Here is a 14,257-nt window from a genome sequence, read left to right as displayed (position 1 = left end):
AGGTGAACGTGGTTCAGCATCGGACCACGGCAGCAATTGGTGATTCAGGACAAGCTTACGCCTGCCGTGTGGGGCTAAACGGCAGCGGCGATGGCATCGCCGATGGCGCTGGTGCTCCGTGCTTCGCCGTCGCGGCTTTCGATGTCGGCCGCTACAGCTGCCTCGATCTTCCGTGCCGCGCCGGCATAGCCCAGGTGCTCCAGCAGCAGCGCCGCCGAGAGGATAGCGGCCGTGGGGTCCGCCTTCTGCTGCCCGGCGATGTCCGGCGCCGAACCGTGGACCGGCTCGAACATGGAGGGTGCGGTGCGGTCCATATTGATGTTGCCTGAGGCTGCGAGTCCAATGCCGCCGGTGATGGCCGCGGCAAGGTCCGTGATGATGTCTCCGAAGAGGTTGTCAGTGACGATCACATCAAAGCGCGCGGGATCGGTGACCATGAAAATGGTGGCGGCGTCGATGTGCAGGTAATCGTGGGTGACCTCAGGGAACTCCTGCCCCACAGCCTCGACAGTGCGCTTCCACAGGTGACCGGCGTAGACGAGTACATTGTGCTTGTGGACCAGCGTGACCTTCTTGCGCGGCCGCTCGCTGGCACGCCGGAAGGCGTCCCGGACCACCCTCTCCACACCGTGCGCGGTGTTCAGCGACACCTCGGTGGCCACTTCATGCCGCGTTCCGCCGCGCAAAGTGCCGCCATTGCCCACATAGGGACCTTCGGTGCCTTCGCGGACCACGACAAAGTCGATGTCTCCTGGGTTGGAAAGAGGGCTGCCCACTGTGCCATAGAGCCTGGACGGGCGCAGGTTCACGTAGTGGTCAAGGCTGAAGCGCAGCTTCAGGAGCATCTCCCGCTCAATGATGCCGGAGGGAATCCGCGTGTCACCCGGCGCTGCCCCGACTGCGCCGAACAGGATCGCGTCGCGGGTCCGCAGGTCTTCCAGAACCTCGTCCGGGAGCGTCTCGCCGGTCTCAAGCCAGTGCTGCGCGCCGAGCTTGTAATAGGTCTGCTCGAGGGTGACACCTTCAGCGGCGACCACCTTCTCGAGGACCTTGACAGCCTCGGCGGTAACCTCGGGGCCGATGCCGTCCCCGGGAATAACAGCAAGATTAATCGTTGATGCGCTCATGTTTTTAGCGTAGCCAAGCCATCCACATTCTGGGCACACCGTCTCACAATCCGAAACGCCGCCAGGGGCCGGGCCCTGCTCCGTCCAGCCCTTCCCATTCCCGGCGGTTACCTTCCTTTAACCGGCGACGCCACCAGGGCCACATTCTTGCCCCACAAGTCTTCCGTGTAGCAGCTGATAAGGACCAGCCGGTTTGGCGCCACGGCCCAGATGGAGCTGTCCTTCAGGCTGGACTTCGTATATGTGGTCACAGAATCGACCCTGTAAAGGAGCTTTGCCTTGGAGGTGACCACAGTGAAAACATCACCCGGCGCCGCAGACGAGCTCAGGTGGTTGAACGGGGCATCCCGGCCTTCCCAGCTGTGGCCTATTACGTAAGTGGTGTTCGCCGATCCGGCCCCGGGCATGCCATAGGGCGTGAGCCAGTACCCGTCCAGGGTCTCTGGCGGCACGATTGACCTGCTTGCGGTGGCAGCGCGGTCCGGCTTCAGATGGTGCACCACCACATCAATGCCGGCGGCGGGATAGATGATCCGCTGCGGCGGCGCGGCCGTGACTCGTACAGGTTTCGGCGCTGCTTTGGCAGCTGTTGTCCTGACTGGTCTTGTTTTGGCAGGTGCTGTTTTGCCAGGTGCCGGCTTATCGGCGCCCGGTATTGCCGTGCCGGCAATTGCCCAGCCTGGCTGGATCCCCGCCGCTTGCGGCTGGCCTGCCGGAATCAGGCCCGGCCGGAACTGGGCAGGCGGAATCAGGCCCGGCGGGAACTGGGCAGGCGGAATCAGGCCCGGCGGGAACTGGGCATGGGGTGCCACCGGGGAATATCGGGCCACTGGACCGTTCCCGGCGATGCTGTGCCCGGCGATGCTGTGCCCGGCGCTTGCTGCCCCGTAGATGAGCCATGCGCCCAGGATCCCAAGGCAGCAAAAGGAAAGGATCAGAAGATCGGCATGGCCCAGCAGCAACCGGCGGCTGCCTGCGGACCGGGACCGCCTGGTCCCTAGGTGTCTGGCCACGTTTTCTCCTTGGAACGGAAGGAAGAGCGAACGGAATCAGGAAGAGCGGGTGCCACGTCCAGCCCGCGGCACCCGCCAATCCCTGTTGCTCAGCCTTAGAGCCTCCTGGCGCGCGCCCCACCGCGCAGAAGCACCAGGCCTGACAGACCGGCCAAGGCGCCCGTCAGCGTGGCAAGCCACGACGGAATACCGTTTCCGGCATCCCCGCCCGCCGCCGTCTGGACGTTGTACCCGGCGTTGATTGCCTGCGCCACGGGCGGCATTGCGGCGACTGGGGCCGCTGCCGCAGGCGCTGCCGCGACCGGCGCTGCTGCCTCCGGCTTGGCCAGAGGCTTGGCCGCTGGCTTCACCACCGGCTTTACCGCCGGGGCCGCGGGTGCTTTCGGCACGACAGCCGGAGGCGCCGCAACCGGAGGTGCCACAACCGGCGGGCCAGCCACCGGAGGTGCCACCACGGGCGGGCCAGCCACCGGAGGTGCCACCACGGGCGGGGAATCAACCGGAGGCTCCTCCGCAGATGGTTCCACTACCGGCGGCACGTTGGGCTCCTCGTTGCCCCCCGGCTCCTGGTAGCACTCGTCGTCGTTATGCCCGCCTTGCCCGTTGTTGTCCCCGGGCCCGCCGCCTTGCCCGTTGTTGTCCCCGGGCCCGCCGCCTTGCCCGCTGTTGCCCCCGGGCCCATGGCCGTTGACGGCATTTTCATTGACGTCGATTTCCACGATCGGGTTGGTTTCCGAGCCGGTTTCATGGCAGATGCTGACGTTATTGCCCTGCCCGTTGCCCGGCGTGGCGATTGCCGGGAGTGTGGTGCCCATGATCCCAAGACCCAAAAGGCCCACTGCCGCGATAGTTCGTCTCATTTTCGTGTCCCTCCATACTGCTGGATCGGACTGACCGGACCGGGCGGCATTCCTCTCGCATGCCACCACTGCCTGACCATCAAACGGCAGTAGTGAGGATATAAAGCTCCCAGGTCGTCGTCAGTCCGCTTGCAGCTTCAGGGTAGGATCCGGCTCTGTGGCAATCCCGAGTAGCGTGTACGCCTTCTTTGGGGCCTGCTACTTGACAGCGGTGGGCTTACGGTCCCGTTGTACTCGGCACTACTTGCTGCGCGCGCCGTCCAGACCCACCGGAAAAGAAACGCCCCCGTGCCCGGGAATCAGGGCAAGGGGGCGTGCGGCCGGCGGCAACAGCCCGGCAGGAGCGGAAGGCCTAAGCTTCGGCCGGCTCTTCGTACTTCGGGAAGACCGGAACGGGTGCAGGCAGGTCCGTGCCCGCGGCAATGGGCACCGGGATAGCCGCGAACTGCCGTGCCTCGCCTTCGGACTGGCCCAGGGAGCCCAGCAGTTTGGCCATCGCGGACGGCATCACCGGCTGGGCCAGGATCGCCACAATGCGCAATACCTCGAGGGTCACGTACAGCACCGTCTGCATGCGTTCGACGTCGGTCTTCCGCAGCACCCACGGGGCCTGCTCTGCAAAGTACGCATTCGTGTCACCCAGAACGCCCCAAATGGCCTCGAGCGCACGGCTGAACTCCTGTTTGTGGAAGGCCGCGCGTGCCTGGTCGAGCAGGGCGTTCGCCTGGGCCAGGATGGCGTCGTCGGCTGCGGTGAACGCTCCCGGAACCGGGACCTTCCCCTCACAGTTCTTCGCAACCATGGAGAGCGATCGCTGGGCAAGGTTGCCGAAGTTGTTGGCGAGGTCCGAGTTCATCCTGCCGACGATTGCTTCGTGGTTGTAACTGCCGTCGGCACCGAAGGGAACTTCCCGCAGAAAAAAGAACCGGACCTGGTCGAGGCCGTACTGGGCGACGAAGTCCTCAGGGGCCACGACGTTGCCCAGGGACTTGGACATCTTGACCCCGTTGTTGTTCAGGAAGCCATGGATCATGATGCGCTTGGGCAGTTCCAGGCCGGCGCTCATGAGGAAGGCGGGCCAGTAGATGGCATGGAACCGCGAGATGTCCTTGCCGATCACGTGCACGTCGGCAGGCCAGTACTTCCTGAACGACTCCGACTCGGTGTCCGGGTAGCCGGCGCCCGTCAGGTAGTTGGTCAGGGCGTCGACCCAGACGTACATGACGTGCTTGTCGTTGCCGGGCACCGGCACGCCCCAGTCAAAGGTGGTGCGGCTGATCGACAGGTCCTCGAGGCCGCGGCGCACAAAGCTGATGACCTCGTTGAAGCGGTACTGCGGGGCACCGAACTCCGGCTGGGCCTCGTAGAGCGCAAGCAGCTTGTCCTGATAGCCGGAGAGGCGGAAGAAGTAGCTTTCCTCAGCCGTCCAGGTCACAGGGGTGTCGGTCTCCTTGGTGTACCTGGCACCGTCCTCCTTGACCACGGTGTCATCTTCCCCGTAGTAGGCCTCGTCGCGGACGGAGTACCAGCCCTCGTACTTGGAAAGGTAGATGTCACCGTTGGCTTCCATCTTCTTCCAGATGGCCTGTGAGGCGGCGTAGTGATCGGCGTCCGTGGTGCGGATGAACCGGTCATAGGAAATGCCGAGGGCAGCATGGGCGGCCTTGTAGATTTCCGAATTGCGGTCCACGAGCTGCTTGGGCGTGATGCCTTCCTTTTCCGCAGTCTGGGCAATCTTCAGCCCGTGCTCATCAGTGCCGGTCAGGAACATCACGTCATAACCATCCAGCCGCTTGAAACGTGCCATCGCGTCGGTGGCGATGTATTCGTAGGCGTGGCCGATGTGCGGCACACCGTTGGGGTAGGTGATGGCCGTAGTGATGTAGAACGGGCTCTTGTCTGAGGAAGTCACGGGCGGAAAGTTACCTTAGGTGCGGAGGGAGGAGCTAGAGGAGCTAGATCAGTTCAGTCAGCGTATCGCTCAGCCGGACAAGTTCGTGATCATGTGAAGCGACAAGGACTGCAATGCCGTCGGACGTGGTGTCCTTCAGGATGCTGATGATGCGGTTGGCCGAGGCCCTGTCCAGGCTGGCGGTGGGTTCATCGACCACGAGCACGCGGGTCCCCAGGATGAGGGCGCGGGCAATGGCAACGCGCTGGCGCTCGCCGCCGGAGAGCTGCGCGGGGCGGTGCCGCATCCTCCGGCCCAGGCCCACAAGGTCCAGCAGGTCCTTGGCCATATCGCGGCGCTTTTCCACTTCGCCGTCCGGCACGGCAGGCAGCAGGACGTTCTCGAGAGCGCTCATGCCGTCAATCAGGGCGCCGCCCTGGTCGACATAGCCGATGAGGGCACGGCGGCGGTCCGCGATCTCGTCGTCGCTCATGCTTTCGAGCGACTGGCCCTCCCACAGCACACGGCCCGACGTCGGCAGAGTAAGTCCTGCTCCCACCGTCAGGATGCTGGTCTTGCCGGAGCCGCTGCGGCCCGCCACGCAGTGCATCTCGCCGGCGTGCAGGGTCAGGTCGAAGCCCTCCACGACGCTGACGGCGTCGGCTCCGCCCTTGCCGCCACCGTAGCGGATGGTGACGTTGCTCAGTTCCAGCGGTGTACCGTGATCGGCGGCCTTGACGATGGTGCTGGCGCGCGTCTGGAGCGCGCTTTCCCCATCATCGTTCCCGCGCTCGCGGCGAAGGTTACGGTCGTTGGTCATTGGACTACTTTCGTTGCAATTGGAATCCAGCAAAGGACGGCCACGAGCCCGGCCACAGCGGCCCAGAGCGCGGCGTAGGGAGCAAGGAGCAGCCCGACGCCGAGGCCGCCCAGGACGCCCAGCGGCACAGCCACCGCTCCCACAAGGGCATTTTCGAACAGACGTACCTGGCCGAGCATGTCAGGGTTCCAGCCCATCGCTTCCAGGGTGCCGAGGTACTGGCGCTTGGCCTGCAGCTCGAATCGCCCGGTCACAAGGGTGAGCAGGAGTGCCACCGCAACGCCGGACAGCCCCAGAACAAGGCTGGGCAGGGCGATGCTGGTGGCGGCCAGCCCGCTCAATGCGCTCGCCCCGGCTGCGCGCGGGATGTCGATCAGCAGGGCGATGAGGCCGCCGACCGCCGCGCCGAACACACCGACTGCCACCGCGAGCGAGATGGCGTTAAAGCGGTTGGTGGTCAGCTGCCGGTTGGCGAAGGTCAGCGGTGAGTCCACGGCGATGAGCCGCTCATCGTGCTGCGGTTCCTGGTCGACTACCTCGCGGTGCCGCAGCTGCTGCGCTGCGAAGAACGCCGCCGCTGCGTACAGCAGCAGCACGGATGCAGAAACAACCACCGTGGCGAGGTTCCAGCTCAGTAGGCTCAGCACGATGCCGGCTACGGCCAGCAGCGCGGCACCGACGGCGAACTCCTCCAGCACCCAGGACCGGATGCGGCGCTGGGTCCAGCCCATGGCGCGCAGGGTGCCGGCCTCGCGGCGGCGCTGGCGCACGTAGCTCACTGTGGACGCCCCGGTCAGCAGCGCGGCGCCGCAGAGCGTCAGGAAGAGCAGGGTGAGGTTGGTGGCCGTCAGCGAGCCGGTCACGGCGTCGGCGGCATCTTGCCGGACCCATGACTGCTGGACCGTGCCCAACGCAGACTCCTTGCCGGCACCGTCCTTGGAGTAGCCGGGGACAAAGATGTTGGCGTCCTCCCGGGCCGAGCCAGCCACGACCGTGGCCTCCAGGCCCATGTCACGGATCTCGTTGGCGAGCTTTTCAACGTCAGGCTGTGCCTGCTTCCAGCTGCCGGGGACAGCGGCGCGGACGCGCACGGCGTCGATGACGGAGGCGTTCTTCTCGTACCCGCGGGCAGCCGCCAAGCCGTAGTAATCAGTGATGGCACCGGCCGACTGGCTGGCCAGACCCGTGGCGCTAAGGGACGGCTTGAGTGTGGTGTCCTCAATGTCCTTGCCCTTGGCGTCCTTGGTCAGGGTCAGCGGTGTAGGGTCATAGCCGCCCAGCGGAAGCCTGTTCACATCCCCGGCCGCCTTTTGTACCTCGGCAGGATCGAACGTGCCGTACACCATGGCGAGCGGAGCCGCCAGCTTCTCCCCCGTCTCCAGGCTCTCCCGGTAGGAACGCTCATCCACAGGGTTGCGCTGGGTCTGGTCCACGGATTCGCCGGTTGCCGACTGCTCCGGAAGCCGGTTCACGGTCACCCATTCACCGGGGATCGCGGTCTTGTCGACGGCGCCGTTGCCCGCCGTCGAGCCGTCCTTGTACTTGGGCGCGGAGGCAAAGTCCGTGCTCCAGGTGGCAGGCGTGTAGAGGCCGCGGCCAAAGCTTTCGGGGTTGCCCAGCAGCTTGGAGTGGTCGGTGGATCCGGGCCACGCCAGGGCGAAGGGCGACTTGGAAACGAACGGCAGGTAGTCGTTGCCGAGAGAGCGGTCAACGGTCCCGATGTCCTTGACCACGTTTCCGGCGTCGTCGATCTCCTCGATCTTCACCGAGTACTTCAGGTCAAGGGACGTGCCCGAGCGGACAATCAGCGGGATTGCCTTCGAGTCCTCGGTGAGCTGGCCGTTCATTTTTGCCTGCTGGTACTGGGTCATCAGCGGCGCCCAGTACTTGAGCTTGACTCCGAGGAAGTCCGGGCCCTCCTCAAGTTCCTCCATCCCGATGCCGCCCGTGAAGAGGCTTTCAAAGTGGCGGCCGACGGCCTCGGCGTTGCGGGCGTCCGCGGGAGGGGCCTTTTCGAGCGGCGCCAGGAAGTCTCCGGCGGACCCGAGCAGCGCACGCTCCGCGACGGGGTCGACGGCGACCACGGACTCGGTGACTTCCGGCGCCAACGGCAGGGCAACGGTGAGGTTGAAAAGGTTGTGTTCGGAGCCACCGGCGGGTGCGGGGAACTTGATGCCCGTCTCGCCTTCCGGACCTGCGATGCGTGTGCTCTTGCCGCCGGGCGTCTCCTCCTCGACCAGGCGTGCCTTGCCCAGGGACCCTTCGGCCGTGGACTTGAAGAGTGTCCGCTCGGTGGATCCGTCGGAGCTCGTGGCACTCGCGGTGAGACGGTACTTTTTGGGTGTTTCGCTCAGCACTGACTCTGCTGCAGGCCATTTGCCCGGATCGGTGGCGCTGGGGTCTCCGGCGGTAGCGGTGCCGACAAGACCGGAGTTGTAGCCGAGGTAGTCCATCGCCTCGAGCCGGGGTGCCTCGAGGTTCTGCGTGACGCGGGACACCAGGCTGATGGGAGCGGCGACGGAGGTGCCGGACAGGTCCCTGATGCTCTGCAGCTGGTCGAAGCTGATGCCGCCCTGGCCGGTGGCAATTTCCGGCTGCATCAGGGCGCCTCCGGAACCTGCCTTGGCCTGCACCAGGATGTCATACAGACCCCGGGAGTTTTCGTCCACCGTCCTGGTCAGCGCAGCTTGGGACTGCGTCTGGACCAGGACGGACAGGCACATGGCGGCGGTCAAAATGGCAGCGGTCAGCAGCAGCACTCTGCTTCTGATGAACCTTTGGACGGCGTTCATTGGGCTCCCTGAAACCTGGATTGCGTGCGCACGCCTCAGCACCGCGGAGGTGGAGGATTGCCCTTACGGGTGTGCAAAAAGTAATTGGCCGGCCTGCCGGCAGGATCCGAAAACGGACCTAGCCATTGTACGCAGACCGGCCAATCAAATCTGTCAGGGGTGGCACCCCGGCGGTGCGGAGTTCACCCCGTGTTCATCTTTCCTAGTCTTCGAGGTCCACTTCACGCACCATCTCGGCACCGATGCCGGCCTTGATGGCATCCAGGACCTGCTGCGGTACGGAGCTGTCGATCGTCAGCAACGCCAGAACCTGTCCGCCTTCTGCATTCCGGGCCACCTGCATGCCGCCGATGTTGATGTTGTTCATGCCCAGGATATGGCCGATGGTGCCGATTACGCCGGGACGGTCCGCGTAGGACACGACCACCAGGTGCTCGCTGATGGGGATTTCGACGTCGTATCCGTTCACACCCACCAGCTTCTGCACCTGCTTCGGGCCGGTCAGCGTGCCCGCCACGGAAATCTGGGTGCCGTCGCTCAGGGCGCCGCGCAGGGTCAGGACGTTCCGGTAGTCCTCTGCCTCGGGCGTGGTGATCAGACGGGCGTTGATGCCGCGCTGTTCGGCGATCACCGGGGCGTTGACGTAGGACACCTGCTCGGTGACGACGTCCGCGAAGATGCCCTTCAGCGCCGCGAGCTCAAGCACCTTCACGTCCAAAGCGGCAATTTCACCGGCGACCTCGACGTCGATCTGGGTCAGCGAGGCGTGGGTGAGGGCCGTGAAGATGCGGCCCAGCTTCTCGATGAGCGGGATGCCGGGGCGGACTTCGGGCGCGATCACACCGCCGGCGACGTTGACGGCGTCGGGAACGAGCTCGCCGGCGAGGGCCAGCCGGACGGACCTGGCAACAGAGACGCCGGCCTTCTCCTGCGCTTCATCCGTGGAGGCACCCAGGTGGGGCGTTACGACCACGTTGTCCAGCTTGAAGAACGGAAGGTCCGTGGCGGGCTCCTGCGAGAAGACATCCACACCGGCGCCGGCGATCTGGCCTTCCTGCAGGGCCGTGTAGAGGGCCTCCTCGTCGACGAGCCCGCCGCGGGCAACGTTGATGACGTAAGCGCTGGACTTCATCTTGGTGAAGGCGTCCGCGCCGAGCATGCCCACAGTCTCCGGGGTCTTGGGCATGTGGATGGTGATGAAGTCGGACTGCGCGAGCAGCTCATCGAGGGTCACCAGCTTCACGCCCAGCTGGGCTGCGCGGGCGGAGGTGATGTAGGGGTCATAGGCGAGGATCTCAGTGTCGAAGCCCTGGAGGCGGGCGGCGACCAGCGCGCCGATGCGGCCAAGGCCGATGATGCCGATTTTCTTTTCGAAGAGCTCGATGCCCGTGTACTTGGAGCGCTTCCACTCGCCGTCCTTGAGGGCAGCACTGGCCTGCGGGATGTGGCGGGCGAGGCTGAGGATGTGGCCTACGGTCAGTTCTGCTGCCGAGACGATGTTTGAGGTCGGCGCGTTGACCACCATCACACCGGCCTGGGTGGCAGCCTTGATGTCCACGTTGTCAAGGCCGACACCGGCACGGGCGATGACCTTGAGGTTTTTCGCGGCGGCAATGGCCTCGGCGTCAACCTTCGTCGCGGAGCGGACCAGGATTGCGTCAACGTCCTCGATGGCAGAGAGCAGCTGCGAACGATCGGCGCCGTCGGTCTGGCGGATTTCAAAGTCCGGGCCCAGGGCCTCGATGGTGGCGGGCGAAAGTTCTTCGGCGAGCAGTACTACGGGTTTTGACACGGCTGATCCTCTGCGTTGCAGTCCTGGGGATGAATAAAGTCTAGGCGGACGGAAAGGCCGGGCTCACATTGTTAAGTGTGAACCCGGCCTCACCGTCGCACTTGAACGCTGCTGCGCTCAAACGCTGCTGTTGCGTTCGACCGGCATAGAGCCTTAGCGGGCTGCCGAGCCTTCGACGTAGTCCGGGTCCTGCTGCTGCCAGGAGAAGAGGGAACGCAGCTCGCGGCCAACAGCCTCGATCGGGTGCTGCTCTGCCTTGGCGCGCAGTTCCTTGAACTCGGCACCGCCGTTGTCCTGGTCTTCGATGAAGCGCTTGGCGAAGGCACCGGACTGGATGTCGGCGAGGACAGCCTGCATGTTCTCCTTCACCTCAGGGGTGATGACACGGGGGCCGGAGACGTAGTCGCCGTACTCTGCGGTGTCCGAAACGCTCCAGCGCTGCTTGGCGATGCCGCCTTCCCACATGAGGTCAACGATGAGCTTGAGCTCGTGCAGCACCTCGAAGTAGGCGATCTGCGGCTGGTAGCCGGCTTCGGTCAGGGTCTCGAAGCCGTACTGGACCAGCTGGGACACGCCGCCACACAGGACGGCCTGCTCGCCGAAGAGGTCGGTTTCGGTCTCTTCGGTGAAGGTGGTCTTGATGACGCCGGCACGGGTGCCGCCGATGGCCTTGGCGTAGGACTTTGCCAGCTCCCAGGCGGAACCGGAAGCGTCCTGCTCAACGGCGATGATGTCCGGGATGCCACGGCCGGCTTCGAATTCGCGGCGCACAGTGTGGCCGGGAGCCTTCGGGGCGACGAGGATGACGTCGACTCCCTCGGGGGCCTGGATGTAGCCGAAGCGGATGTTGAAGCCGTGGGCGAAGGCCAAGGCCTTGCCGGGGCGCAGCTTGTCCTTGATGGAGTCGTTGTAGATCGAGCGCTGGTGCTGGTCCGGCGCGAGGATCATGATGACGTCGGCCCATTCGGCGGCGTCGGCAACATTCTTGACCGTGAAGCCGGCGTCCTGTGCCTTGGCGGTGGACGGCGAGCCTTCCTTGAGGGCGATGACAACCTCGACGCCTGAATCGCGCAGGTTCAGCGCGTGGGCGTGGCCCTGGGAGCCGTAGCCCACAATGGCAACCTTGCGACCTTGGATGATCGACAGGTCGGCGTCGTCGTCGTAGAACATTTCAGTCACTTGCGTAACTCCTCTTGAGTGGATTTCTTGTAGATAGGTGTCTGTGGTGCTGCGGTTCGGGCCGAGCGTCCGCTAGGCGGAGCGCAAAGCCCGATCACTCATGGAGCGGGATCCCCGTCCAACGGCCAGGGTGCCGGACTGCACAATTTCGCGGATGCCAAAGGGCTCCAGCACTGACAGCAGTGCCGTGAGCTTTTCGGGGTGGCCGGTTGCTTCGATGACGACAGAGTCTGTGGAAACGTCAACCACTGAAGCGCGGAACAGGTCTGCGGCCTGGGTCACCTGCAGACGAGTCGCGGCATCCGCACGTACTTTAACCAGGATGTGGTCGCGCTGTACGGAAGATTCGGGAGTAAGTTCAACAATCTTGATCACGTTGACCAGCTTGTTCAACTGCTTGGTGACCTGTTCAATCAGGTCACCATCGGCGTCGACGACGACGGTCATCCGGGACATGCCCGGAACTTCCGTCGGGCCTACGGCCAGGGAATTGATGTTGAAGGCACGGCGGGCGAAAAGGCTCGCCACGCGTGTCAGCACACCGGGTTTGTCTTCGACCAGAACGGACAGCGTATGGCGGCTCATGATCAGTCCTCCTCTTCCCATTCCGGGGTCATGTTGCGGGCAACCTGGATCTGGTCGTTGCTGACCCCGGCGGGCACCATCGGCCACACCATGGAGTCGGGGCTGACCACGAAGTCGATGACCACAGGCCGGTCATTGATCTCCAGTGCCTTCTGGATGGTGGCGTCGATGTCCTCCGCGCGGTCACAACGGAAGGACGCGCAGCCGTAGGCCTCGCCCAGCTTGACGAAGTCCGGGATCCGGATGGTCTCGTGGCCGGTGTTGAGGTCGGTATTAGAGTACCGCCCCTCGTAGAACAGGGTCTGCCACTGCCGCACCATCCCGAGGGAGGAGTTGTTGATGACAGCAACCTTGATCGGGATCTTGTTGATGGCGCAGGTCGCCAGTTCCTGGTTGGTCATCTGGAAGCAACCGTCGCCGTCGATGGCCCAGACCACGCGGTCCGGCTCCCCCACCTTTGCGCCCATGGCTGCGGGAACCGCGTAGCCCATGGTGCCGGCACCGCCGGAGTTCAGCCAGGCGTGGGGACGCTCGTACCTGATGAACTGCGCTGCCCACATCTGGTGCTGGCCGACGCCCGCGACATACACCCCCTCGGGACCCGTGAGGGCACCGATACGCTCGATGACCCGCTGCGGGGCGGTGAGGCCGTCCTCCGGCTCGGTCCAGCCCAGCGGGTAGGTTTCCTTGAGGTTGTTCAGGAAAGCCCACCAGTTGGTCAGGTCCGGCGTACCGCTCGCACCGAAATGGCTGCGTACAGCTTCGGTCAGTTCCGGGATGATCTCCTTGACCGAGCCGACGATCGGCACGTCGGCGGTGCGGTTCTTGGAGATCTCGGCGGGGTCGATGTCGGCGTGGATCACTTTGGCGTTGGGGGCGAAGGTGCTTAGGACACCGGTGACACGGTCATCGAAGCGGGCGCCGAGGGTGATGAGGAGGTCCGACTGCTGCAGGGCCGTCACGGCCGAAACGGTGCCGTGCATGCCGGGCATGCCGACGTGCTGCGGGTGTGAATCCGGGAAGACGCCGCGGGCCATGAGCGTAGTCACGACGGGGGCGCCCGTCAGCTCGGCCAGTTCACGCAGCTCAGCGGAAGCGTGGGCCTTGACCACACCGCCACCGACGTACAGCACCGGCTTGCTGGCTGCCGCAATCAGCTTTGCCGCTTCCCGCACCTGCTTGCTGTGGCCGCGGACCACGGGCCGGTAGCCGGGCAGGTCGATTTTCGGCGGCCACGAAAAAGTCATCTGGCCCTGCTGGGCGTCCTTGGCGACATCCACCAGGACGGGACCGGGACGGCCGGTGGAGGCGAGGTGGAAGGCCTCTGCCATGACGTGGGGAATGTCGTTGGGGTCGGTCACCAGGAACGAGTGCTTGGTGATCGGCATGGTGATGCCGACGATGTCCGCCTCCTGGAAGGCGTCGGTGCCGATGACTCCGCTGGACACTTGGCCCGTGATGGCCACGAGCGGAACGGAGTCCATGTGGGCATCCATGATGGCGGTAACGAGGTTGGTGGCGCCGGGGCCGGAAGTGGCGATGCAGACGCCCACCCGCCCGGTAACCATGGCGTAGCCTTGCGCGGCGTGGCCGGCTCCCTGTTCGTGACGGACCAGAACGTGGTTCATTTTGGAGGCCATCAAGGGGTCGTAGGTGGGCAGGATCGCGCCACCGGGCAAACCGAAAATATCGTCGACGCCGAGTTCTTCGAGCGAGCGGACAATAGCTTGCGAGCCGGTCATCACCGTTGGGGGTACAACGTTGTTCGGCCCAAGGACAGGAGAGGCGGCTGCAGCAGTGTCGACGCCGGACTCAGCCTGCTTGTCGACACGTTCCGGAGCCTTGGCTCCAGCGGACTTTGTAGCCATCAGCGAGGGGCTGATGGGCGATCCTTTGCTCATCGAACTCTTCCTTAGTGGATCTTGAATTGGGCGGTGCTACATCAAACTGAACGTGCTGCCTCGCCGGAAAATAAAAAAACCCCTCAGCCTGGCGGCATTTCGAGGGGTTGCGCGTGACAGTTCGTTACCAGTCGGGCTAAGGAGCCACGCGCTTGGTAAGTACGACAGTGCCCACGATGGCGCCGACGGTAACGAATGCGATCATGCGTTCAGTTTTCCCTCTGGTGAGAACCGTGTCAACGGAGCGACTGGTCATCTCACCATTTGGACACAATGTCCACAAACTGGCCCTCATCA

General features: G+C 64.6%; 10 protein-coding genes. All 10 read right to left on the bottom strand.

The features are described from left to right. Nucleotides 1-74 precede the first annotated feature (74 nt). Complete coding sequence (locus tag M1E01_RS07720; RefSeq protein WP_457974465.1) at nt 75-1,127, bottom strand: 3-isopropylmalate dehydrogenase; 1,053 nt, start codon at nt 1,125-1,127, stop codon at nt 75-77. Nucleotides 1,128-1,234: 107 nt separating this feature from the next. Continuing rightward, nucleotides 1,235-2,140: a sortase domain-containing protein gene (locus M1E01_RS07715; RefSeq protein WP_457974464.1), complete on the bottom strand. Its 906-nt coding sequence runs from the start codon at nt 2,138-2,140 to the stop codon at nt 1,235-1,237. A 95-nt stretch (nt 2,141-2,235) separates the two neighbouring features. After that, nucleotides 2,236-3,000: a hypothetical protein gene (locus tag M1E01_RS07710; protein WP_457974463.1), complete on the bottom strand. Its 765-nt coding sequence runs from the start codon at nt 2,998-3,000 to the stop codon at nt 2,236-2,238. A 352-nt stretch (nt 3,001-3,352) separates the two neighbouring features. Then, nucleotides 3,353-4,912 carry a methionine--tRNA ligase gene (gene metG / locus M1E01_RS07705; protein WP_457974462.1) on the bottom strand — a complete coding sequence of 520 codons (1,560 nt, stop codon included), beginning with the start codon at nt 4,910-4,912 and terminating at the stop codon, nt 3,353-3,355. Nucleotides 4,913-4,955: 43 nt separating this feature from the next. After that, entirely contained in the window at nt 4,956-5,711 is a 756-nt protein-coding gene (locus tag M1E01_RS07700) for an ABC transporter ATP-binding protein (RefSeq protein ID WP_457974461.1), read from the bottom strand. Beyond that, nucleotides 5,708-8,503 (bottom strand): ABC transporter permease, encoded by a 2,796-nt coding sequence (locus M1E01_RS07695; protein WP_457974460.1) that lies wholly within the window; start codon nt 8,501-8,503, stop codon nt 5,708-5,710. The genes M1E01_RS07700 and M1E01_RS07695 overlap by 4 nt, the downstream gene beginning before the upstream one ends. Nucleotides 8,504-8,705: 202 nt before the next feature. Beyond that, entirely contained in the window at nt 8,706-10,295 is a 1,590-nt protein-coding gene (gene serA / locus M1E01_RS07690) for a phosphoglycerate dehydrogenase (protein WP_457974459.1), read from the bottom strand. A 153-nt stretch (nt 10,296-10,448) separates the two neighbouring features. Beyond that, on the bottom strand, nt 10,449-11,474 hold the full coding sequence (gene ilvC / locus M1E01_RS07685) for a ketol-acid reductoisomerase (protein ID WP_457974458.1): 1,026 nt from the start codon (nt 11,472-11,474) through the stop codon (nt 10,449-10,451). 72 nt (nt 11,475-11,546) lie between these two features. Beyond that, nucleotides 11,547-12,059 (bottom strand): acetolactate synthase small subunit, encoded by a 513-nt coding sequence (gene ilvN, locus M1E01_RS07680; protein WP_131682556.1) that lies wholly within the window; start codon nt 12,057-12,059, stop codon nt 11,547-11,549. Nucleotides 12,060-12,061: 2 nt separating this feature from the next. Next, entirely contained in the window at nt 12,062-13,960 is a 1,899-nt protein-coding gene (locus tag M1E01_RS07675; RefSeq protein WP_457974457.1) for an acetolactate synthase large subunit, read from the bottom strand. Between the last annotated feature and the right edge of the window lie 297 nt (nt 13,961-14,257).

It is taken from the genome of Arthrobacter sp. D1-17, assembly GCF_054130535.1.
The sequence above is the reverse complement of the archived record's forward strand: the minus strand, read 5'-3'. Positions and strand labels throughout refer to the sequence as shown.

Excerpts from the sequence above, each read along its gene's own strand:
- M1E01_RS07710 (WP_457974463.1), bottom strand. The coding sequence starts at position 3,000 with ATGAGACGAACTATCGCGGCAGTGGGCCTTTTGGGTCTTGGGATCATG.
- M1E01_RS07720 (WP_457974465.1), bottom strand. The coding sequence starts at position 1,127 with ATGAGCGCATCAACGATTAATCTTGCTGTTATTCCCGGGGACGGCATC.
- ilvN (WP_131682556.1), bottom strand. The coding sequence starts at position 12,059 with ATGAGCCGCCATACGCTGTCCGTTCTGGTCGAAGACAAACCCGGTGTG.
- M1E01_RS07700 (WP_457974461.1), bottom strand. The coding sequence starts at position 5,711 with ATGACCAACGACCGTAACCTTCGCCGCGAGCGCGGGAACGATGATGGG.
- M1E01_RS07675 (WP_457974457.1), bottom strand. The coding sequence starts at position 13,960 with ATGAGCAAAGGATCGCCCATCAGCCCCTCGCTGATGGCTACAAAGTCC.
- M1E01_RS07695 (WP_457974460.1), bottom strand. The coding sequence starts at position 8,503 with ATGAACGCCGTCCAAAGGTTCATCAGAAGCAGAGTGCTGCTGCTGACC.